Source organism: Pseudomonas sihuiensis (genome assembly GCF_900106015.1).
GTDB classification, from domain to species: domain Bacteria; phylum Pseudomonadota; class Gammaproteobacteria; order Pseudomonadales; family Pseudomonadaceae; genus Aquipseudomonas; species Aquipseudomonas sihuiensis.
This window is the reverse complement of record NZ_LT629797.1, coordinates 961,658-982,271: the sequence shown is the minus strand read 5'-3', so window position 1 is coordinate 982,271 and position 20,614 is coordinate 961,658. Positions and strand designations below refer to the sequence as shown.

Annotated in this window: 21 protein-coding genes; 15 read left to right on the top strand and 6 right to left on the bottom strand. The window is 61.5% G+C overall.

Annotated elements, in window-relative coordinates; genetic code table 11:
• Positions 1–12: 12 nt before the first annotated feature.
• Positions 13–489 carry a DUF1289 domain-containing protein gene (locus BLT86_RS04750; protein ID WP_039964638.1) on the bottom strand — a complete coding sequence of 159 codons (477 nt, stop codon included), beginning with the start codon at positions 487–489 and terminating at the stop codon, positions 13–15.
• Positions 490–1,034: 545 nt separating this feature from the next.
• Between BLT86_RS04750 and acnB the strand changes: the two genes are divergently transcribed.
• The 9 genes from acnB to BLT86_RS04705 all read left to right on the top strand — a co-directional run bounded on the left by acnB (position 1,035) and on the right by BLT86_RS04705 (position 10,365).
• Complete coding sequence (acnB, locus tag BLT86_RS04745; RefSeq protein ID WP_092375068.1) at positions 1,035–3,635, top strand: bifunctional aconitate hydratase 2/2-methylisocitrate dehydratase; 2,601 nt, start codon at positions 1,035–1,037, stop codon at positions 3,633–3,635.
• A gap of 147 nt (positions 3,636–3,782) precedes the next feature.
• On the top strand, positions 3,783–3,992 hold the full coding sequence (locus BLT86_RS04740) for a YgdI/YgdR family lipoprotein (protein ID WP_017677179.1): 210 nt from the start codon (positions 3,783–3,785) through the stop codon (positions 3,990–3,992).
• 227 nt (positions 3,993–4,219) lie between these two features.
• A complete protein-coding gene (locus tag BLT86_RS04735; protein WP_092375065.1) occupies positions 4,220–5,431 on the top strand; it encodes a CmpA/NrtA family ABC transporter substrate-binding protein in 1,212 nt (403 codons plus the stop codon).
• A gap of 18 nt (positions 5,432–5,449) precedes the next feature.
• The gene (locus tag BLT86_RS04730) at positions 5,450–6,028 is read left to right on the top strand and encodes an ANTAR domain-containing response regulator (RefSeq protein ID WP_017677181.1); all 579 of its coding nucleotides are present in this window, start codon (positions 5,450–5,452) and stop codon (positions 6,026–6,028) included.
• A gap of 145 nt (positions 6,029–6,173) precedes the next feature.
• On the top strand, positions 6,174–7,523 hold the full coding sequence (locus tag BLT86_RS04725; RefSeq protein ID WP_092375062.1) for a pyridoxal phosphate-dependent decarboxylase family protein: 1,350 nt from the start codon (positions 6,174–6,176) through the stop codon (positions 7,521–7,523).
• 133 nt (positions 7,524–7,656) lie between these two features.
• On the top strand, positions 7,657–8,886 hold the full coding sequence (gene alaC, locus BLT86_RS04720) for an alanine transaminase (protein ID WP_092375060.1): 1,230 nt from the start codon (positions 7,657–7,659) through the stop codon (positions 8,884–8,886).
• Between the two features lie 162 nt (positions 8,887–9,048).
• Positions 9,049–9,771, top strand: coding sequence for a 1-acylglycerol-3-phosphate O-acyltransferase (locus BLT86_RS04715; protein WP_017677184.1), 723 nt, complete (start codon positions 9,049–9,051; stop codon positions 9,769–9,771).
• 146 nt (positions 9,772–9,917) lie between these two features.
• On the top strand, positions 9,918–10,112 hold the full coding sequence (locus tag BLT86_RS04710; RefSeq protein WP_045733176.1) for a hypothetical protein: 195 nt from the start codon (positions 9,918–9,920) through the stop codon (positions 10,110–10,112).
• Positions 10,113–10,122: 10 nt separating this feature from the next.
• The gene (locus tag BLT86_RS04705) at positions 10,123–10,365 is read left to right on the top strand and encodes a hypothetical protein (RefSeq protein WP_017677186.1); all 243 of its coding nucleotides are present in this window, start codon (positions 10,123–10,125) and stop codon (positions 10,363–10,365) included.
• Positions 10,366–10,407: 42 nt separating this feature from the next.
• On the opposite strand, the gene BLT86_RS04700 is transcribed toward BLT86_RS04705, so the two are convergent.
• The gene (locus BLT86_RS04700) at positions 10,408–11,133 is read right to left on the bottom strand and encodes an amidotransferase (protein WP_021489269.1); all 726 of its coding nucleotides are present in this window, start codon (positions 11,131–11,133) and stop codon (positions 10,408–10,410) included.
• Positions 11,134–11,720: 587 nt separating this feature from the next.
• Here BLT86_RS04700 and BLT86_RS04695 point away from each other — a divergent pair.
• From BLT86_RS04695 to BLT86_RS04685, 4 genes are all read left to right on the top strand, one after another.
• Positions 11,721–12,380, top strand: coding sequence for a hypothetical protein (locus BLT86_RS04695; RefSeq protein ID WP_017677188.1), 660 nt, complete (start codon positions 11,721–11,723; stop codon positions 12,378–12,380).
• A gap of 225 nt (positions 12,381–12,605) precedes the next feature.
• Positions 12,606–12,719, top strand: coding sequence for a PA2485 family small membrane protein (locus BLT86_RS26285; RefSeq protein ID WP_021489271.1), 114 nt, complete (start codon positions 12,606–12,608; stop codon positions 12,717–12,719).
• A gap of 20 nt (positions 12,720–12,739) precedes the next feature.
• The gene (ptrC, locus tag BLT86_RS04690) at positions 12,740–12,940 is read left to right on the top strand and encodes a type III secretion system co-regulatory protein PtrC (protein ID WP_003461392.1); all 201 of its coding nucleotides are present in this window, start codon (positions 12,740–12,742) and stop codon (positions 12,938–12,940) included.
• 55 nt (positions 12,941–12,995) lie between these two features.
• The gene (locus BLT86_RS04685; RefSeq protein ID WP_017677190.1) at positions 12,996–13,262 is read left to right on the top strand and encodes a PepSY domain-containing protein; all 267 of its coding nucleotides are present in this window, start codon (positions 12,996–12,998) and stop codon (positions 13,260–13,262) included.
• Between the two features lie 162 nt (positions 13,263–13,424).
• Here the strand turns inward: BLT86_RS04685 and BLT86_RS04680 are convergent, their stop codons facing one another.
• Positions 13,425–15,569, bottom strand: coding sequence for a 3-hydroxyacyl-CoA dehydrogenase NAD-binding domain-containing protein (locus BLT86_RS04680; protein WP_092375057.1), 2,145 nt, complete (start codon positions 15,567–15,569; stop codon positions 13,425–13,427).
• 90 nt (positions 15,570–15,659) lie between these two features.
• A complete protein-coding gene (locus BLT86_RS04675) occupies positions 15,660–16,865 on the bottom strand; it encodes an acetyl-CoA C-acetyltransferase (RefSeq protein ID WP_092375054.1) in 1,206 nt (401 codons plus the stop codon).
• 678 nt (positions 16,866–17,543) lie between these two features.
• Here BLT86_RS04675 and BLT86_RS04670 point away from each other — a divergent pair.
• Both BLT86_RS04670 and BLT86_RS04665 read left to right on the top strand, forming a co-directional pair.
• A complete protein-coding gene (locus BLT86_RS04670) occupies positions 17,544–17,903 on the top strand; it encodes a rhodanese-like domain-containing protein (protein ID WP_017677193.1) in 360 nt (119 codons plus the stop codon).
• The gene (locus BLT86_RS04665; RefSeq protein ID WP_092375051.1) at positions 17,900–18,712 is read left to right on the top strand and encodes a cytochrome c; all 813 of its coding nucleotides are present in this window, start codon (positions 17,900–17,902) and stop codon (positions 18,710–18,712) included. The genes BLT86_RS04670 and BLT86_RS04665 overlap by 4 nt, the downstream gene beginning before the upstream one ends.
• 99 nt (positions 18,713–18,811) lie before the next feature.
• Here BLT86_RS04665 and BLT86_RS04660 read toward each other — a convergent pair whose 3' ends face one another.
• A complete protein-coding gene (locus BLT86_RS04660) occupies positions 18,812–19,609 on the bottom strand; it encodes a transglutaminase family protein (protein WP_092375048.1) in 798 nt (265 codons plus the stop codon).
• Positions 19,606–20,556 (bottom strand): alpha-E domain-containing protein, encoded by a 951-nt coding sequence (locus BLT86_RS04655; protein WP_092375046.1) that lies wholly within the window; start codon positions 20,554–20,556, stop codon positions 19,606–19,608. The genes BLT86_RS04660 and BLT86_RS04655 overlap by 4 nt, the downstream gene beginning before the upstream one ends.
• Positions 20,557–20,614 lie beyond the last annotated feature (58 nt).

Genomic DNA, 20,614 nt, shown 5'->3' with positions numbered 1-20,614 from the left:
CTCCTACAAACGCTAAACCCGCAGTTCCAGCCCTTCGCGCAAAAACTTCGGCGCAATATAGCGCTCGTAATGCGCCTCCGAGAGCAGGAAGAATTCGCGGTCAATGGCGTCACGCAATTCCGGCAAGGCCCAATTGCGGAATTCAGGCAGTACAACCATGCCGTACGCCTCCAGCTGATTGATCACCCGAGCGCCCCGCGCAATCAGCTGATAGGCCCAGCAATAAGGCGACTGCTGCGGCACGAAGCGAATCTGACGCTGTTCCAGCTGGCTACGCAGACGCAGCTCATCGAACACCTCCACCTTGGCCGTCATCACCTGCACCAGCAACAATTCCAGTCGCGTCCACACCGCACGCTTCTCGTCATCGTTGTAGCTGTTCCAGTTGATCACCTCATGGTGGAAGCGCTTGCAACCGCGGCACACGACATCGCCGTAAACGGTCGAACACAGCCCCACACAAGGCGTCTTGATGCGCTGATTGGACATGGCAAAAGCAGAATAGACAGCAGAATGACCTGGCATCTTAGCCCTTTGTCTAATTCAGATCACCCCTGCCGACAGGCCACCGAAAACTACCTGCGTTGGCACTACTGCGTTAAAACGGCCTCTAAATGCTCATTTAGAACAGCTAAACTGCGCTTTTCGGCCATGTTCTGCCTTGTATTGCCTGCCTCGCCCACATTTTCAGCAGCCTGCCGATACGGGGACATCGGCTTAACTTTATCCACGCTTTCCATTAGAATCGGCCCGCCTTTTACGGCGCCAATGTCCGTTGGAAGCTGTTTTCAAAGCGTCACGAGCACAGTCGATCCTGCAGGTACGATGGCGACGCAGCCACTTGGAGTCCCCCCGAGCGTCTGCGTCAGCCCTCATCAGAAACCGTCCTGCCGGCGTAAAACTTTGAAAGCAGCTTCTACAAGAGACTCATGCAACCTCGGCTGATCGGCTCATAAAGTCGAAAAGCGCCTGGTCATGAGTATCTGGATCGCGTCCCGGACAACCCTTTGGGACCACTGATGAGGGTAATAACTGTGCTTGAAGCCTATCGCAAACACGTAGCAGAGCGTGCCGCTCAGGGTATCGTGCCCCAGCCGCTGAACGCCGAACAAACCGCAGGCCTGGTCGAGCTGCTGAAAAACCCGCCGGCTGGCGAAGAAGAATTCCTCGTAGACCTGATCACCAACCGCGTACCGCCAGGTGTGGACGAAGCGGCCTACGTCAAGGCCGGTTTCCTCTCCGCCGTCGCCAAAGGCGAAGCCACCTCTCCGCTGATCAGCAAACAGCGTGCTGTCGAACTGCTCGGCACCATGCAGGGCGGCTATAACATTGCCACTCTGGTGGAACTGCTGGACGATGCCGAGCTGGGCGCAGTTGCAGCCGAGCAGCTCAAGCACACTCTGCTGATGTTCGACGCCTTCCATGACGTAGCCGAGAAGGCTAAGTCCGGCAACGTCAACGCCAAGGCCGTACTGCAGTCCTGGGCTGACGGCGAGTGGTTCACCAACAAGCCGGCCATCGCCGAGAAATACAGCCTGGCCGTGTTCAAGGTGCCCGGCGAGACCAACACCGACGACCTCTCCCCGGCTCCTGACGCTTGGTCGCGCCCCGACATCCCGCTGCACGCATTGGCCATGCTGAAGATGCCCCGTGATGGTATCACCCCCGATCAGCCGGGCTCCATCGGCCCACTGAAGCAAATCGAAGAAATCAAGGCCAAGGGCTTCCCGGTTGCCTACGTCGGCGACGTGGTCGGTACTGGCTCCTCGCGCAAATCCGCCACCAACTCGGTGCTGTGGTTCTTTGGTGACGACATTCCGTACGTTCCGAACAAGCGCGCAGGCGGCTTCTGCTTCGGCACCAAAATCGCCCCGATCTTCTACAACACCATGGAAGACGCCGGCGCCCTGCCGATCGAGTTCGATGTGTCGAACATCAACATGGGCGACGTGATCGATGTCTACCCGTTTGCCGGCAAAGTTTGCAAGCACGGCACCGACGACGTCATCACCACCTTCGAACTGAAGACCCCGGTACTGCTCGACGAAGTCCGCGCTGGTGGCCGTATCCCGCTGATCATCGGCCGCGGCCTGACCGAGAAGGCGCGTGCCGAACTGGGCCTGGGTGCTTCCGAGCTGTTCAAGAAGCCGGATCAGCCTGCTGCCAGCACCAAGGGTTTCACCCTGGCGCAAAAGATGGTCGGCAAGGCCTGCGGCGTCGAAGGCGTCCGTCCGGGCACCTACTGCGAACCGAAGATGACCACCGTCGGCTCTCAGGACACCACCGGCCCGATGACCCGTGACGAGCTGAAAGACCTGGCGTGCCTGGGCTTCTCGGCTGACCTGGTGATGCAGTCCTTCTGCCACACCGCGGCCTATCCGAAGCCGATCGACGTCACCACCCACCACACCCTGCCGGATTTCATCCGCACCCGTGGCGGCGTGTCCCTGCGTCCGGGCGACGGCATCATCCACAGCTGGCTGAACCGCATGCTGCTGCCGGACACCGTCGGCACCGGTGGCGACTCGCACACCCGCTTCCCGATCGGCATCAGCTTCCCGGCCGGCTCCGGCCTGGTCGCCTTCGCCGCCGCCACCGGCGTGATGCCGCTGGACATGCCGGAGTCGGTGCTGGTGCGCTTCAAAGGCAAGATGCAACCGGGTATCACCCTGCGTGACCTGGTCCATGCCATCCCCTACTACGCCATCCAGAAGGGCCTGCTGACCGTCGAGAAGAAAGGCAAGAAGAACATCTTCTCCGGCCGCATCCTCGAGATCGAAGGCCTGGACAACCTGACCGTCGAGCAGGCGTTCGAGCTATCCGACGCCTCCGCCGAGCGTTCGGCTGCCGGCTGCACCATCAAGCTGCCGGAAGAAGCTATCGCCGAGTACCTGAAATCCAACATCACCCTGCTGCGCTGGATGATCAGCGAAGGCTATGGTGATGCTCGTACCCTGGAGCGTCGTGCCCAGGCGATGGAAGCCTGGCTGGCCAACCCGGTACTGCTGGAAGCCGACAAGGACGCCGAGTACGCCGAAGTCATCGAGATCGATCTGTCCGAAGTCAAGGAGCCGATCCTCTGCGCCCCGAACGACCCGGACGACGCCCGCCTGCTGTCCACCGTGGCCGGCGACAAGATCGACGAAGTGTTCATCGGTTCGTGCATGACCAACATCGGTCACTTCCGTGCTGCCGGCAAGCTGCTTGACAAGGTCAAGGGCGGTATCCCGACGCGCCTGTGGCTGTCGCCGCCGACCAAGATGGATGCTCACCAGCTGACCGAAGAGGGCTACTACGGCATCTACGGCAAGGCCGGTGCACGCATGGAGATGCCGGGCTGCTCACTGTGCATGGGTAACCAAGCGCGCGTCGCTGCCAACTCCACCGTGGTATCGACCTCCACCCGTAACTTCCCCAACCGTCTGGGCGATGGCGCCAACGTGTATCTGGCCTCTGCCGAACTGGCTGCGGTCGCCTCGATTCTCGGCAAACTGCCGACCGTCGAGGAGTACATGGTTTACGCCAAGGATATCGACAGCATGGCTGGCGACATCTACCGCTACCTGAGCTTCGACCAGATCGCCGACTTCCGCGAAGCGGCGGCGAACGCCAAGATCCCGGTCGTTCAGGCCTGATCAAAGCGTCGTAGAAAAAGCCCTGCCTAGTGCGGGGCTTTTTTATGCACGCACACACGGGCCTTTTGCCGCACCCGGCTTGCAGCCAGTGCGCCACCGTCTACCTTCTGAAATGGGAGCCCCCAGATCATCATTCAGGAGCACGTCATGAAACCATGGATCATCGCCGTCCTGTGTCTGTTCGGCCTGGCCGGTTGCAGCAGCGAGTACATCATCACCACTACCGATGGCCAGATGCTCACCAGCGACGGCAAGCCGGAACTGGACAAGGACACCGGCATGCTCGAATTCACCGATAGCGAGGGCCGCAAGCAGCAGATACCGCAAAGCAGCGTGAAGCAGATGCTGGAGCGCTGAACGCCTCATCCAACAGCGCATGCTCTGCGCACTGGCATATGCCTTGCTTTCTCTACGTACAGTGAGCCTCTCCGGCGACGGACAAGGCCCGAACGACAATGGCGTCGTATCCGAACTCGGCCCTTTACGGCGGTGATCGGTACGACGCCTTTTTTGTGGGCCACCCGCACAGCCCTGCAAACCTAAGCCGGCGGCTCGGAACCTAATGCGTGGATGAAGGAAGTGACATGAGCGAACAGCATATCCCTCGCGGCGACGCACTGGCCTGGGTCGGCGGCAGCGATGCACCGGAAAAGAGCGTGCTGAACATCGGCTTCATGGCCCTGAGCGATTCCGCCTCGGTGATAGTCGCGGCCACCCAGGGCTTTGCCGAAAAATACGGGCTGAGTCTAAAACTGCGACGCCAGGCCTCCTGGGCCGGCCTGCGCGACCGCCTGCTCAGCGGCGAGCTGGACGCCGCCCACAGCCTGTATGGTTTGATCTATGGGGTCCAGCTCGGCCTCGGTGGTGCAGCGGCAACCGACATGGCGGTGCTCATGGGGCTGAACCAGAATGGCCAGAGCATCAACCTGTCGCACACGCTGCAAAGCGCCGGCGTGACCAGCGGTGAAGCACTGCACCAGCATGCGCACCAGAACAGAGCAAGACTGACCTTCGCGCAGACCTTCCCCACCGGCACCCATGCCATGTGGCTTTACTACTGGCTGGCCAGCCAGGGCATCCATCCGCTGCGCGACGTGGACAGCGTGGTGGTGCCACCGCCGCAGATGATCGAACACCTCGAGGCCAAGCGCATCGACGGCTTCTGCGTCGGCGAACCCTGGACCGCCAAGGCTGTCGATGAACAACTCGGCTGTACCGTTACCACCATCCAGGCAATCTGGCCGGATCACCCGGAAAAGGTGCTGGGCTGCACCCGCGCCTTCGCCGAACAGAACCCCAATACCGCCCGTGCGCTGATCATGGCGGTGCTCGACGCCGCACGCTTCATCGATGACAACGAGGAAAACAAGCGCAGCACCGCCCTGCTGCTCAGCGGCAGCGAATACGTCAACGCGCCGGTCTCGGCGATCACCCCACGCTTTCTCGGCCAGTATCAGGACGGCCTCGGCCACGCCTGGCAGGACGAGCATCCGCTGCGCTTTCATGCCGGCGGCCTGGTCAACCAGCCCTACCTGTCCGATGCCATGTGGTTCATGACCCAATTCCGCCGTTGGGGCCTGCTACGCAAGGACCCCGACTACCTGGGCGTGGCCCGCCAGGTGCAGCAACTGGCCCTGTACCGCGAAGCCGCTACGGCGCTGGGAATTGCCGTGCCGGGCGAGATGCGCAGCTCCATCCTGCAGGACGGCACCTGCTGGGACGGCAGCGCCCCTGCCGCGTACGCGCGCAGCTTCCGCCTCCATGCCCTGGCCGACAGCCCGGCTGTCGCCCTGTAACCGCCGGGAGATCCATCGATGCTGCGTATCCTTCTGATCAACGACACCCCGAAGAAGGTCGGCCGCCTCAAGTGCGCGCTGATCGAGGCCGGCTTCGAGGTCATCGACGAATCCGGGCTGACCATCGACCTGCCGGAGCGGGTCGAGGCCGTGCGCCCCGACGTTATTCTGATCGACACCGAGTCCCCTGGCCGCGACGTGATGGAACAGGTGGTACTGGTCAGCCGTGACCAACCGCGTCCAATCGTCATGTTCACCGACGAACACGACCCCAGCGTGATGCGCCAGGCGATCCAGAGTGGCGTCAGCGCCTACATCGTCGAAGGCATCCATGCCCAGCGCCTGCAACCCATCCTCGACGTCGCCATGGCCCGCTTCGAGAGCGATCAGGCATTGCGTGCCCAGCTCCAGGCACGCGATGCCCAACTGGCCGAGCGCAAGCGCGTCGAACTGGCCAAGGGCCTGCTGATGAAGATGAAGAGCTGCAATGAGGAAGAGGCCTATACGCTGATGCGCCGGCAGGCCATGAGTCGCCAGCAGAAGCTGATTCAGGTGGCCGAACAGATCATTGCGATGCATGACATGTTGGGTGGTTGAGCAACTGTACCGCTAATACAGTGCACTGTATCGGTTCAGACTGTATCACTCAGTCAACTGTAGCAGCCGCCTTCGTTGGCGCCTGTGTATGCCGCGCTCTGCAGGGCTCGGCTAGGGTAGACAGCCCCTAGCCGAGGATTCCCTCATGACCGAACACGACCTGCTGGTCGAAGCCGACCGCCGCGCCCTGGCCTACCTGGACGGCATCCCCACGCGCCGGGTCTTCCCCGACGCCTCAGCCATCACCGCCCTGGCCACCTTCGACCGGTCCCTGCCAGAGCAAGGCCATGCTGCCGATCAGGTACTCTGCCAGCTCGACGAAATTGGCTCACCAGCCACCGTGGCGAGTAATGCCGCGCGTTACTTCGGCTTCGTCATCGGCGCGACGCTGCCAGTGGCAGCAGCTGCCGAACGCCTGGTACTGGCCTGGGATCAATGCGCCTCGTCTTTCGACAATTCTCCAGTCGCTGATCGGCTGGAGAAAATTGCCGGACGCTGGGTCTGCCAAGCACTGGGGCTACCGGATCAGAGCGCCGTGGGATTTGGCACCAGTGCGACCGCCTGCACCCTGGCCTGTATTTCTGCCGCACGGCGCGTGCTGCTGGCACGCCAGGGCTGGGATTTCGACGGTGACGGATTACTCGGCGCACCACAGATCCGCGTCGTACTCGCAGAAACGGCGCACATCACAGTGAAGAAAGCACTGCGCGTGCTCGGTTTCGGCATGAACCACCTGCATTATGCGCCCGTGGACGAGTACGGGCGTATCGACCCGGCCCGACTCCCTGAACTGGATGAACGCACGCTATTGATATTGCAGGCCGGCGAGGTCAACACCGGCGAGTTCGACCGTTTTGCCGAACTGATTGCCATCGCCCGCGAGGCTAACGCCTGGGTGCATGTCGACGGCGCATTCGGCCTATGGGCGCGAGCCTCATCCTCAGCGCATTTGCTTGAGGGCGTCGAGCTGGCAGATAGCTGGACGACCGATGGACACAAGTGGCTGAACACCCCTTACGACAGTGCCATGGCGATCTGCCGTGACGCCGATGCACTGGCCGCCGCGATGAACAGCGATGCTGCCTACGCCTCGGCAAGTAAGGATGCGCAGAAGAACCTGACACTGGAGTTCTCTCGTCGCGCCCGTGGCATCGCCATCTGGGCGGCCCTGGCCAACCTGGGCCGCACCGGCCTGCAAGCGATGATCGACCGCCATATCCGCCAGGCTGAAGAACTGGCCAACACATTACGTAACGCCGGCTATCAGGTACTGAACCGGGTTGTGCTGAACCAGGTATTGGTGCGTGGCGATACGGACGAACAGACCATCGCCATTCGCCAAGCAGCCCAGGCATCTGGCGAAGTCTGGTTCGGCCCGACCGTCTGGCAGGGGCGCCCCGCCTTTCGCCTGAGCCTTTGCTCCTGGCGTACCGAAGACGCCGATGTGGAGGCACTGGGCGCCTTGCTGCTGCGCTTGAAAGATGAGTTGAGCTGAATCGACTGATTCGCTGTTTTAGCCTGCAACTGCGCTGGACAGCGCAGTTCGGCAACCCTTATCTTTACCACCGGCCACCGCAGTGGCCAACGTCGCTCGGACGGTTCCGGGCGCTTACGTATCCGAGGAAATCATGGCTGACAACGCCAAGCGCCGCTTTGCGCGCATCGATCGTCTCCCCCCCTACGTCTTCAACATTACCGCCGAACTCAAGATGGCCGCACGCCGTCGCGGTGAAGACATTATCGACTTCTCCATGGGCAACCCCGACGGCGCGACTCCACCGCACATCGTTGAAAAGCTCGTGCAGGTCGCCCAGCGTGAAGACACCCACGGATACTCCACCTCCCGCGGTATTCCTCGCCTGCGCCGCGCCATCTCGCGCTGGTACAAGGACCGCTACGACGTGGAGATCGATCCGGAAAGCGAAGCCATCGTCACCATCGGCTCCAAGGAAGGCCTGGCGCACCTGATGCTGGCCACCCTGGACCACGGTGACACCGTACTGGTGCCCAACCCCAGCTACCCGATCCACATCTACGGCGCGGTGATCGCCGGCGCTCAGGTACGCTCTGTACCGCTGGTACCGGGCGTGGACTTCTTCGCCGAGCTGGAACGGGCGATTCGCGAGTCGATCCCCAAGCCGAAGATGATGATCCTCGGCTTCCCCTCCAACCCCACCGCGCAGTGCGTGGAGCTGGATTTCTTCGAGCGCGTGGTCACCCTAGCCAAGCAGTACGATGTGCTGGTGATTCACGATCTGGCCTACGCTGACATCGTCTACGACGGCTGGAAAGCGCCGTCGATCATGCAGGTGCCGGGCGCCAAGGACATCGCGGTGGAGTTCTTCACCCTGTCCAAGAGCTACAACATGGCCGGCTGGCGCATCGGCTTCATGGTCGGCAATCCCGAGCTGGTCAGCGCCCTGGCACGGATCAAGAGCTACCACGACTACGGCACCTTCACCCCGCTGCAGGTCGCGGCCATCGCCGCGCTGGAAGGTGACCAGCAGTGCGTGCGCGATATCGCCGAACAGTACCGGCAACGCCGCAACCTGCTGGTCAAGGGCCTGCACGAGATCGGCTGGATGGTGGAGAAGCCCAAGGCCTCGATGTACATCTGGGCCAAGATTCCCGACGCCTATGCTCATCTTGGCTCGCTGGAGTTCGCCAAGAAGCTGCTGGCAGAAGCCAAGGTCTGCGTTTCGCCCGGCCTGGGTTTTGGCGACTATGGCGACGACCATGTGCGCTTCGCCCTGATCGAGAACCAGGACCGCAGCCGTCAGGCGCTGCGCGGCATCAAGTCGATGTTCCGCGCAGACGGCCTACTGCCGGGTAAGCCGGCCAAAACCGAGACCGAGTAAGTATTGAAGGGCGCCGTGAGGCGCCCTTTCTACATGGGCACGGAAACCGACAAGTTCTGCGACAATTCATGACGTTACGCACGCCAAGCGGTAGTTTCGAGCAATTGCCCGCCAGAGTGAACGCCCGTACACTGCGCGCCCCTTCCCTGACGGTTCTCCCCAATGCTTTACGTCTTGCGCATGCTGCTGATGGGCGTGCATTTCATCCTGGCCGGCCTGCTTGGCCTGCTGCTCGGCCTGTGCCGCCCGTTCAACCCCGACAACAGCCGCCTCTGCGCACGTCTCTATTCGCTGCCCGCCCTATGCCTGCTGCGCCTGAAGCTGAAGACCGACGTACGCCCGCTTTTAGAACACCAGCGCTCCTGCGTGATCATCGCCAACCACCAGTCCAACTTCGATCTCTACGTGCTTGGCCGCGTGGTACCGGAGCGCACCGTGAGCATCGGCAAGAAGAGCCTCAAGTGGGTGCCATTCTTCGGTCAGCTCTACTGGCTGGCCGGTAACGTGCTGATCGATCGCAGCAATGCCGTAGCCGCCAAACGCGCAATGCTGACGACCACCGAAACCCTGCGCAATCGCGACACTTCGATCTGGGTCTTCCCGGAAGGCACGCGCAACCTTGGCCGAGGCCTGCTGCCGTTCAAGAAAGGCGCGTTTCAGATGGCGATCACGGCCGGTGTTCCGATCATCCCGGTGTGCGTGAGCAACTACAGCAAAGCCATGCGCCTGAATCGCTGGAACAGCGGCCGCATCCTGATTCGCTCGCTGCCGGCAATTCCTACTGCCGGCCTGAGCCTGGACGACATGCCCGCGCTGATGGAGCGTTGTCAGCAGGCCATGAGCGAATGCATCAGCAGCATGGACAAGGAGCTGGCATCTGCGTGAAGCGTGACGCGGGGTGCCGGAGCGAGCAGGCAACCCGCGCCTGCTATCAAATCCATCGATAGTTACTCTGCAGAACATCCATTATTCAATCGAAATGACTTCGACGATTCTGTGCCCACACCCACTCCGGACCTGGAGCACAGAACATGTCCCGCCTCTCTCAAGCTGCCCGCAACGGCGCCCTCGCTGCCATCGGTCTGTACCTGATCAGCACCTCGACGGTGCTGGTCGTGAGTTACGCCACCTTGCAGCCAAGCACTCCAACCTTTGAACAACCAGGCCCACTGCACAGCCTGATCACGCATTTGCCCACCCTGCTCGGCACGCTCTCGCAGGGATGAGGGAACGGCCATGATCAGAACCCAACGCACTCGCCTGCTGATGCTTGCCAGTCTGTCTCTGCTGACCACCCTGCTCGCACTCAGTGGTATTGGTAAAGGCTCGGCTGGCGCCGTGGCGCGCAATATCGAGTGCAGCCACAAATTGGCTCACCACCTGGACCTGGCCGAGAGTCTCAAGCGGCAACGTAGCAGCCCACCGCCAAGCAGAAGCGAACAGCTCTCGCCTTACTTCGTGCTCACCCAGCAGGCATGAAAAAGCCCGGCAAACCGGGCTTTTTCATGGACCGAATCAGGCTCAGGCCTTGCTTTCCTTGCCTTGAGCGACAAAGCGCATCATCCACTCAGCCACTGCACTGCCCTGCTGCGAATGCTTGAGGCTGTCCACGCCCTGCTGATAGACCTGCTCACCGAGATGCTGCTGGCGCAGATCGAGTAATGCCCGCGAGTAGTCGTGAACGAACTCAGGATGCCCCTGGAAGCACAGCACCTGATCCTCGATGTGGTAGGCGCCAATCGGGCAGAAGTCACTGGAAGCCAGCAGCGTGGCCTTCTCTGGCAGGCGGGTGACCTGATCCTGGTGGCTGATCAACAGTTGCAGCTCGTCCAGAGCCGGGCTCATCCACTCGGGCTTGCCTGCCAGACGATAACTGTGCACGCCAACGCCCCAGCCCTGTTCGGCACGCTCGGCCTTGCCGCCAAGCAGCAGCGCCAGCAGTTGATGGCCAAAACAGATGCCCAGCAGCTTGTCGCCGCGCTTGTAGCGCTCGAGCAGATACTCCTTGAGGGTCTGAATCCAGGGATCGCTGCCGAAAGAATCCGCCTTGCTGCCGGTCACCAGATAGGCATCGAATTTCTCGCTATCGGGCGGGTAATGCCCTTCCACCACGTTGTAGACACTGAACTCTGCCGTGACCGGCTGTTGAGCGAACAGCTGCTCGAACATGTGGCCATAACCCTGGTACTGGTCGACCAGTTCGGGGCGGAGGATGTCAGTTTCCAGGATGCAGATACGCAGCGACATGAGGTTTCCTGTGGTGAACATGCGGGCGGGTGATTTGTGCGTTTTTCTTAACACATCATGCAGCCCAATGAAATAGCGCCATAACCCTGAACACCGATAGAAGTGCCGCATGCCAGGCTCTGAGAGGAGTCTGACTCTCGTCAAGAAAATTTTACAACCTGCCGAACGAGCCCCAGCCAGGCGCCGTTAGCGCATGAGCGAGCCAAGACCTCAGGACCACCCTAACGACCTGATTGATTAGAAAATGCTCAGCAGGTCACAGCCCGAGGGCCCATGAACGACGAACGGCTGATCAAAAAATGAACTACAGCGCTTACCATTGCTCTCATAGTCGTGGGCCTTCCCCCGGCTCGAGCACAAACCCTGTCCATCGCTCCATCGCCCCCCCGAATCTGGAAGATTCCTTGACTGCAAGAGATTGCGTCGGTGGTTTGCTATTGTCCAGATAAAAGAGGTTTTCTGCAGTTAATAATTACCAGAAAGTGATTAGCGATCAGTAACCACACACAAAACAAAGTCAGTGCCAATTAAATATGCTCTGACGCATGGTTATTTTTATTTATTTTTGCAGAGTCCGAGGTATTTACATGGACCTTTACACACTTCTAATTTCCGCTCTCCAAAACAAAGAAGCAATGGAACTATTACGTTTAGGGATCATTTATATACACCTCATCGCCTGCTGCGTTGCCATTGGCTTGATACTAACCAGCGATATCGCCATGATTAAGCAGCTGCTTAAAGGTGAAGGCGCCAAACAGTGTCGCGAACACCTGGCACATCTGAAAAGCGTGGTCGGCATCTCACTTATTGCCCTATGGATCAGTGGCATCGCCATCATTGCGCTAGACGCCTCCAGCGCCGGCATGCAGTACTTCATGAACCCCAAACTGCAAGCCAAGATCAGTATTGTCGTGCTATTGACCCTCAATGGTATGGTCTTGCACAACTCGATACTGCCAGCTCTGCAAAAAACCGGGTCTTTGCTCAAGCTGTCAGCGAACATGCGTCACCTGGCCATTTTTTCTGGCGCACTGTCCGGTGTTTCCTGGTTCTACGCGGCCCTTCTCGGCGTTGGCCGACCGCTGGCCTGGAAGTATTCACTGGTCGAACTAACAGTAGCCTATCCCCTTATGATTATCGGCGGAACTCTGGCTATGGTGGCACTCACCAACTGGTCGATGAACCGCAGCGAAAGGCATCATCATAACTGGATGCAGAGCAACTACGCTTTGGCTACTCGCTAAGACAAAACATGAACAGGGATGTTCATAAGCACCGCCCCCGCAATAACTTAACCCTCATATAACCGCTCACCACGCAAACATTGGTTTTCCCGCCAAAGGCCGCCGCGTAGCGTCTTATCAGTACGCTCGATAGTCATCATAAATACCTTTCACTTCTGCGCCTCATGCATGTGCCGGATGATTTCGTCATCGGGCCCTGCCCACTTGCACAGAAGGAAATCGATCATGAGCATCTACGCCGCACTCGCCAGTTTCGCCGCCGCCTCCGCCTTCCAGACCGTCGCACCGGTTCGTCCCGAGCAGGCTGCCGCCGCAGCCCGCGACGCTCGTCCGCGCTGACACGACCCAGGAGAGCAGCCATGCATAGCCAACTCAGCCTGGACGCCTACGGCGTCACCTACGCTCACCTGCAAGATGGCAGCCTGCAATTCGAAACCGAAGCCGCTCTGCAGCTCGATGATGGCAGCATGCTGACCCTGCGCATGCCTACCCGGCACAGCGAGATGCTGGCGATCCACGAGGCCGTGTGCATTCGCCAGGGATGGTGCCAGGCGGCGTGAAGTCTCGATGGTCTAGACTCCTCCGGGTATCTTCAACGGAAAGAGGAACCAGACCATGCATACACGCAACCTGATCGCCCTGCTCGCAGGCAGTTTCCTGTTGGCTGGTAACGCCCTGGCGGATCGCCCCGGCAGTGACTGGATCAGCATCGAGGACGCCCTGAGCAAGGCCCGTGCAGCCGGTTATACCGAGCTGCACAAGATCGAAGCCGACAATGATGGCTACTGGGAGGGCGAAGGTCTGAAACAGGATGGCCGCCTCTACGAGTTTCGCATCGACGGCAAGAGCGGCCAGGTGATCCGCGACCAGTTGGAAGACTGACTCACGCCACCGAGGAAACTCGCCCTGCCGGGCTTGTCCCAACCAGATAAAACGCCCACAGCTTTCTTTCGTGGGAGCCCCGCCCCGGGGCGAAGCTTTGCGAGCACCCGCCGCCCAGGTTCGCGGCGGGGCACCGCTCCTACAGGTTCGGCGCCCCTCCTGTTAAAACATCTCGCCCTTGGCCGCCTTCTCCAGCAACAGCGCTGGCGGCAGGAAACGCTCGCCGTACTGCTCGGCCAGGTACTGCGCACGCGCGACGAAATCCTTCACCCCGTACTGGTTGATGAACTGCAGCGCACCGCCAGTCCAGGCGGCGAAGCCGATGCCGAAGATCGAGCCGATATTGGCGTCGGCCACCGACTTCAGTACGCCCTCTTCCACGCAGCGCACCGTCTCGATGGCCTGGATGAACAGGATGCGGTCGCGCACGTCCTCCTGCGAAATCTGCGCATCGGCTTTCTCGAAGCGCGCCTTGAGCTCGGGCCACAGGTACTTCTTGCCACCCGCCGGGTAATCGTAGAAACCACTCCCGGCCGCCTTGCCCGGACGCTTGTACTCATTGAGCATCAGATCGATCACGGCAAAGGCCGGGTGCTCGGGGATGGATTTGCCCTCGGCCGCCAGATCCTTGATGGTCTGCTGGCGGATGTGATTCATCAGGCTCATCGACACCTCGTCGCTGATCGCCAGCGGGCCGACCGGCATGCCGGCCTTGCGCGCCTCATTCTCGATCATCGCCGCGCTGACGCCCTCACCGAGCATGGCCAGGCCTTCGTTGGTGAAGGTGCCGAACACCCGCGAGGTGAAGAAGCCGCGGCTGTCGTTGACCACGATGGGCGTCTTCTTGATCTGCATGACATAGTCGAAGCCGCGCGCCAAAGTCTCATCGCTGGTCTTCTCGCCACGGATGATCTCCACCAGCGGCATCTTGTCCACCGGACTGAAGAAGTGCAGGCCGATGAATTTCTCCGGTTTGGCCACGGCAGTGGCCAGGCCGGTGATCGGCAGCGTCGAGGTGTTGGAGGCGATCAGCGCATCGCTCAGCGCAGCGGCTTCTGCAGCGGCAGTAACCTTGCCCTTGAGTGAGCGATCCTCGAATACGGCTTCGATGATCAGGTCGCAGCCGGCGAAATCCGCCTCGCTGTCGGTGGCCTTGATCAGCGCCAGGAACGCCTTACGCTGCTCGGCCGTCATATGGCCCTTGCCGACCTTCTTGTCGAGCAGCTTGGCCGAGTAGGCCTTACCCTTCTCCGCCGCCTCGACGGATACATCCTTGAGCACCACCTCGATACCAGCTGCCGCCGATACGTAGGCGATGCCCGCCCCCATCATGCCGGCGCCGAGCACGCCGACCTTCTTCGTCTGGGTTTTCGGGTAGCCCTGCGGGCGCGAGCCTCCGGCATTGATTTCGTTGAGCTGAAACCAGAAGGTGCCGATCATGTTCTTCGCCACCTGGCCGGTGGTCAGCTCGGTGAAGTAACGCGCCTCGATGATCTGCGCGGTGTCGAAGTCGACCTGGGCGCCCTCGACAGCAGCGCACATGATTTTCTCCGGCGCCGGGAAGCAACCCTTGGTCTTGTCGCGCAACACGCTCGGAGCGATGGCCAGCATCTGCGCCACATTCGGCGAGCTTGGCGTGCCACCGGGAATTTTGTAGCCCTGCACGTCCCACGGCTGCTTGGCTGACGGGTTGGCGGCGATCCAGGCGCGGGCTTTGGCCAGCATCTCGTCACGGTCGCTGGCCAGATCGTGGATCAGGCCGGCCTTGAGCGCTGCGTCCGGGCGCACCTTCTTGCCTTCGGCCAGATACGGCAGGGCCTTTTCCAGGCCAAGCAGGCGCACCATGCGCACTACCCCACCGCCGCCCGGCAGCAGGCCGAGGGTGACTTCCGGCAGGCCGAGCTGGACGTGGCTCTGGTTCAGCGCGATGCGGTGGTGGCAGGCCAAGGCGATTTCCCAGCCGCCGCCCAGCGCTGCGCCGTTGATGGCGGCAACCACCGGCTTGCCGAGGGTTTCCAGGCGGCGCAGCTGGCCCTTGATCTTCAGAATCATCTCGTAGAAGCCCTGGGCCTCGGCCTGGGTTACCTTGATCAGTTCATTGAGGTCGCCGCCGGCGAAGAAGGTCTTCTTCGCCGAGGTGACGATCACCCCGGTGATCGAGTCCTTTTCGGCCTCCAGGCGGTCGACGATCTGGCCCATGGCCTCGCGGTAGATCGCGTTCATGGTATTGGCGCTCTGGCCGGGCATGTCCATGGTCAGGACGACGATATTGTCCTGGCCTTTTTCGTAACGGATGGCGTCAGTCATTTTTGTATTCTCTTCCCAAAGCTGTGGGAGCTGCGTAGGGCGGGTGCAACCCGCCAGCACACGAATGGCGGGTTGCGCCCGCCCTACCGATCAGATTCGTTCGATGATGGTGGCGATGCCCATGCCGCCGCCCACGCAGAGGGTGGCAAGGCCGTAGCGCAACTGGCGCTTCTCCAGTTCATCGAGCAGTGTGCCGAGGATCGCGCAGCCGGTGGCGCCCAGCGGGTGGCCCATGGCGATGGAACCGCCGTTGACGTTGACCTTGTCCTCGCTCACGCCCATGTCCTTCATGAACTTCATGACAACGGAGGCAAAAGCCTCGTTGACCTCGAACAGGTCGATGTCGTCGATGGAGAGTCCCGCCTTGGCCAGCGCCTTGCGCGTGGCCGGCGCCGGGCCGGTGAGCATGATGGTCGGGTCGGTGCTGGTCACCGCCGTGGCGACGATCCGCGCGCGCGGCTTCAGGCCCAGTTCCTTGCCCTTGGCCGCCGAGCCGATCAGCATCAGCGCCGCACCGTCGACGATGCCGGAGCTGTTGCCCGGCGTATGCACGTGCTCGATGCACTCGACATGGCTGTAGACGCGCAGTGCAGTGGAGTCGAAGCCCATCTGCCCCATCATCTCGAAGCTCGGCTTGAGCTTGCCGAGGCCTTCCAGAGTCGAATCGCCACGGATGAATTCGTCATGGTCGAGCAGCACGATGCCGTTCTGGTCGATCACCGGCACCAGCGACCTGGCGAACGAGCCATCGGCGCTGGCGCGCGCCGCCTTCTGCTGCGAGCGCAGGGCGAAGGCATCGACATCGGCGCGGCTGAAACCCTCCAGGGTGGCGATCAGGTCGGCACCGATACCCTGCGGGACGAAATTGCTGTGGATGTTGGTTTCCGGGTCCATGACCCAGGCGCCGCCGTCCGAGCCCATTGGCACGCGCGACATGGACTCCACGCCACCGACCACCACCAGATCCTCGAAGCCGGAGCGCACCTTCATCGCGCCCATGTTCACCGCCTCCAGGCCCGAGGCGCAGAAGCGGTTGAGCTGCACGCCGGCGACGCTAACGTCCCAGTCCGCGACCATGGCGGCGGTCTTGGCGATATCGGCGCCCTGATCGCCCACGGGCGTCACGCAGCCCAGCACGATGTCGTCGACCTGGCTGGTATCCAGATCGTTGCGCGTTTGCAGGGCATTGAGCAGGCCGGCAATCAGCTGAACCGGCTTGACGCTGTACAGCGCGCCGTCCTTCTTGCCCTTGCCACGCGGTGTGCGCAGCGCATCGAAAATATATGCTTCGGTCATGGCGTCCTCGGAGACTGATACGGCGCTGGCGGAACATCACAAACCGGCCGCGCCTGTTCTTATTGAGCCTGACTACCATAGCGCTGGTACATCAGCGCTCAATGACCTAAGCGCTCAGCACCATTGACCGCTGAGCTCAGACGAATGGTCGTTTGCTCAAACTGACAGCTGCAAGGGCGAGCAAGCTGTCTGCTTCAAGGCCTGCATTGTTCTGGAGGATGTCGCACATAGCCCCAGCTTCCTAACAGCACTTCGTTAGCAACCAAACCATCTAAGGAAACTGTGACGCCAGCCCTAGAGTTACTTCTACGCCCGTATAGAAAAACGGGTGCAGGGAACCGTCGCCGGGTCATGCCGGGGCGGGCAATCAAAGCAACGCCCAGGTGTGACGCAGCAGCCTGCCGCATGGTGATGCAGGCTCCCGGTGCCACCCCCATAACAACAAAAGGCATGCAGCCATGTTCAAACAGCCGAAATATCGCCAAGCTGGCGTAATACTTTTCGCCACGGCAATCATCCTGATCCTTCCCAATCTGACCCGTCTGGTCAGCTGACTTTATACTTCCCCGCTGCTGCGCCGACGCCGTAGTGCGCTCAGTGCAGGGCGGGCGCTTGCTTGTGGACGGCGTGCTGACTTCGGGCAAAGATAGGCAAAAGCCCCCTGCCCTGGAGCCGGACATGCGTTTTCTCATTTTGTTGAGCAGCCTGCTCACCTTTCTTGGCGCCCAGGCTGAAGAAATCGATCAAGCCGCCGCTCTGGCCACCCTGCAACGGGCCGACAGCCTGCTTATCGACGTACGCAGCAGCGAAGAATTTTCCGCTGGCGCCCTGCCTGGCGCCATTCGCATCGGTCATGACGAGATCGCTGCGCAGATCGCCAGCATCGCACCGGACAAGGACCGGCCTCTGGTGCTCTATTGCCGCAGCGGTCGCCGCTCGGGACTGGCCAAGCAAAGCCTGGAGAACCTGGGTTACCGCCAGGTGATCAATGCCGGCGCTTATGACGATCTGCTACCTCTGCTGGAGGCCGAGGAGTGAGGGCTCTGCTACTTGCACTGTTGGTTCTGGGCGGCACAGCGCAGGCGGCGCAGCTTGAGATACATCTGAGCGGCGGACAACGCAGCTGGAGCAGCAGCGAGTTGCTCGGCCATCCGCAAGCACGTGATATCGAGATAGACGACGACGTGAGTTACAAGCGGCCCATGCGTTACCGAGCGGTGCCCATAAGCGCCCTGCTGGACGGCGTAACTGCTGGCGACCACCTACAGGCCGTGGCCCTCGACGGCTTTGCTGCCGAGCTACCGGCCGCCACCCTGCTGGCGCGCGAGGGTGCCAAGGCGTGGCTGGCCATCGAGGATCCACAACGCCCCTGGCCACCGCTGGCCAAGGATAAGCCCAGCGCCGGTCCCTTCTATCTGGTCTGGACCGATCCGGCCGCCAGCCAGATCGGCCCGGAGCAGTGGCCCTTCCAGGTCGCCCGGATTCGCCAGCTCGCCACTGTTGAACAACGCTTCCCTGCCTTGCTGCCGGCAGTGGATGCCAGCACCGAAATCCGTGCCGGCTTCACCGCGTATCAGAAGAACTGCATGGCCTGCCACCGACTCAATGGCGCTGGCGACTCCGAGTTCGGCCCGGACCTGAACATTCCGCACAGCCCGACCGAATATTTCACCGGCGACTTCCTGCGCCAGTACATCCGTGACCCACAAAGCCTGCGACGTTGGCCGCAGGGGCGCATGCCGGGGTTCAGCGAACAGGTACCAGCACCTGCCGAACTGGAACGACTGATCGCCTACCTGCAGCACATGAGCCAGCGCAAGAACGCCCCGAAACCTGACAACACCTAGCCTGTAGGAACGATTCAGGTAGGGTGCGCCATGCGCACAGGCGTTTTGACCAGGCGCCTGGTGCGCAAATGGCGCACCCGACACGCGCCTATCGGTACATCACTGCTGACGCACCTGCAGCAGCGGCGCCACCTGTACCTGCGCGTGCATCTGCTCGCAACCACCGCCTCGGCGCATGCCACGCACCGGGCAGGCATCGAGGTAGTCCAGGCCGACTGCCAGCTTCAGATGTCGTTCCGGGCGTGCCAGGCAGTTGGTCACGTCGAAGCTGTACCAGGCATCGCCGACCCAGGCCTCAGCCCAGGCGTGGCTGGCCAGGTGCTCGGCATCATCGGTGTAGAGATAGCCCGACACGTAACGCGCCGGCACGCCGAGGCTGCGCGCGCAGGCGAGAAAGGCGTGGGTGTGATCCTGGCAGACGCCACGACGGCCGGCGAATGCTTCGGTCGCGCTGGTATCCACAGCGGTGATACCCGGCTGATAAGCGATATGGGCGTTGAGCGCGTGCATCAGCTCGATCAGGCCGCTGCGATCGGTCCGCGCCCTGCTCTGCTGCGCGGCAAATTCACGAATGGCGTCATCGGCCTGAGTCAGGCAGGTGAAGCGCAAAAACGGCAGCGCCGACTGACGCTCGTGCTCGGCCTCGCAGGTTTCGTCGATCTCCACCTGGCCGCGTGCGCCAATGACGATGGATTCGTGCGGCTCGTCCAGGGTCAGCACGTGCAGGATGTTGCCGTAGGGATCGAGCTGGGCGTGCACCGGGCGCGGCAGGTCGAGCTGCCAGCTGAGCACCTGCTGGCGTTCGCTGTCATGCGGGGTCAGGCGCAGGTACTGGATACTGGCGCGTACCTGGTCATCGTAACGGTAGGTGGTGTCATGGCTGATCGAGAGTCTCATGCGACCTCCAGGTAGGACGTGTGGATGGTGTTGCCCAACTGGCGCACCAGCAGGATGAAGTCGGTGAGCCAGGCATGCAGGCCTTCATCGAGCACTTCATCGATACTGGTGTAGCGCAGGCGCGCATCCAGTTCGGCGGCCAGGCGTTGTGCCGGGCGACCGTTCTCACCCGGCAGACCGGAAAGCATTAGATTCAGTTCTTCCATGCAGGCACGCAGCGAGCGCGGTACCTCGGGGCGCAGCAAGAGCAGTTCGGCGACCTTGCGCGTGCGTGGCGAGCCTCGATAGATCTCGGCGAAGGCCTCGAACGAGGACAGCGCGCGCAGCAAGGCACTCCATTGGTAATAGCTACGCGCCGTACGCTCTTCCAGCTCGTCGATTTCCTCGCCGAGCATTTCATAACGAGCATCGAGTAGACGCAGGGTGTTGTCAGCGCGCTCGATGAAGGTGCCCAGGCGAATGAAGCGATAGGCCTCACCGCGCATGATGGTGCCGAAGGTGGCGCCAAGAAACAGGTGTGAACGCTCCTTGACCCACTCGCAGAAGCGGCTGATGCCGTAACGGCCCAGGCCCTGCTCGGCAATACCGCGCATCTCCAGCCAGGTGGCGTTGATGTTTTCCCACATGTCGGCGGTGATCCGCCCGCGCACCGCATGGGCATTAATCCGCGCAGCCTGCAGGCAGCAGTAGATGCTGCCGGGGTTGCTCGCATCGAGGGCGAAGAAATGCAGCATGCGCTCGGCGTGCAACGGGCCGTGACGCTCCAGGTAATCGTCCAGGGTGCCGGTGATCAGCAGCGGCATGGCCAGTTCATCGAGGCCATCGCCACGGCCGTCCTGCGGCATCAGCGACAGCGAATAGCTGACGTCGAGCATACGTGCCAGGTTCTCGGCACGCTCCAGGTAACGCGACATCCAGTACAGGTCGGAGGCAGTTCTCGACAGCATAATCAGGGCGCCCTCATGCTAAATGGCGAGCCACGTTGGCGCTGTGAGCCTGCCAGGC

What these genes read in the sequence shown, in the direction of transcription:
- alaC (WP_092375060.1), top strand. Translation starts at nt 7,657, where the DNA reads ATGGCTGACAACGCCAAGCGCCGCTTTGCGCGCATCGATCGTCTCCCC.
- BLT86_RS04695 (WP_017677188.1), top strand. Translation starts at nt 11,721, where the DNA reads ATGGACCTTTACACACTTCTAATTTCCGCTCTCCAAAACAAAGAAGCA.
- BLT86_RS04750 (WP_039964638.1), bottom strand. Translation starts at nt 489, where the DNA reads ATGTCCAATCAGCGCATCAAGACGCCTTGTGTGGGGCTGTGTTCGACC.
- BLT86_RS04715 (WP_017677184.1), top strand. Translation starts at nt 9,049, where the DNA reads ATGCTTTACGTCTTGCGCATGCTGCTGATGGGCGTGCATTTCATCCTG.
- BLT86_RS04700 (WP_021489269.1), bottom strand. Translation starts at nt 11,133, where the DNA reads ATGTCGCTGCGTATCTGCATCCTGGAAACTGACATCCTCCGCCCCGAA.
- BLT86_RS04680 (WP_092375057.1), bottom strand. Translation starts at nt 15,569, where the DNA reads ATGACTGACGCCATCCGTTACGAAAAAGGCCAGGACAATATCGTCGTC.
- BLT86_RS04740 (WP_017677179.1), top strand. Translation starts at nt 3,783, where the DNA reads ATGAAACCATGGATCATCGCCGTCCTGTGTCTGTTCGGCCTGGCCGGT.
- BLT86_RS04730 (WP_017677181.1), top strand. Translation starts at nt 5,450, where the DNA reads ATGCTGCGTATCCTTCTGATCAACGACACCCCGAAGAAGGTCGGCCGC.
- ptrC (WP_003461392.1), top strand. Translation starts at nt 12,740, where the DNA reads ATGCATAGCCAACTCAGCCTGGACGCCTACGGCGTCACCTACGCTCAC.
- BLT86_RS04710 (WP_045733176.1), top strand. Translation starts at nt 9,918, where the DNA reads ATGTCCCGCCTCTCTCAAGCTGCCCGCAACGGCGCCCTCGCTGCCATC.
- BLT86_RS04675 (WP_092375054.1), bottom strand. Translation starts at nt 16,865, where the DNA reads ATGACCGAAGCATATATTTTCGATGCGCTGCGCACACCGCGTGGCAAG.
- BLT86_RS04655 (WP_092375046.1), bottom strand. Translation starts at nt 20,556, where the DNA reads ATGCTGTCGAGAACTGCCTCCGACCTGTACTGGATGTCGCGTTACCTG.
- BLT86_RS04725 (WP_092375062.1), top strand. Translation starts at nt 6,174, where the DNA reads ATGACCGAACACGACCTGCTGGTCGAAGCCGACCGCCGCGCCCTGGCC.
- BLT86_RS26285 (WP_021489271.1), top strand. Translation starts at nt 12,606, where the DNA reads ATGAGCATCTACGCCGCACTCGCCAGTTTCGCCGCCGCCTCCGCCTTC.
- BLT86_RS04685 (WP_017677190.1), top strand. Translation starts at nt 12,996, where the DNA reads ATGCATACACGCAACCTGATCGCCCTGCTCGCAGGCAGTTTCCTGTTG.
- BLT86_RS04735 (WP_092375065.1), top strand. Translation starts at nt 4,220, where the DNA reads ATGAGCGAACAGCATATCCCTCGCGGCGACGCACTGGCCTGGGTCGGC.
- BLT86_RS04670 (WP_017677193.1), top strand. Translation starts at nt 17,544, where the DNA reads ATGCGTTTTCTCATTTTGTTGAGCAGCCTGCTCACCTTTCTTGGCGCC.
- BLT86_RS04705 (WP_017677186.1), top strand. Translation starts at nt 10,123, where the DNA reads ATGATCAGAACCCAACGCACTCGCCTGCTGATGCTTGCCAGTCTGTCT.
- BLT86_RS04660 (WP_092375048.1), bottom strand. Translation starts at nt 19,609, where the DNA reads ATGAGACTCTCGATCAGCCATGACACCACCTACCGTTACGATGACCAG.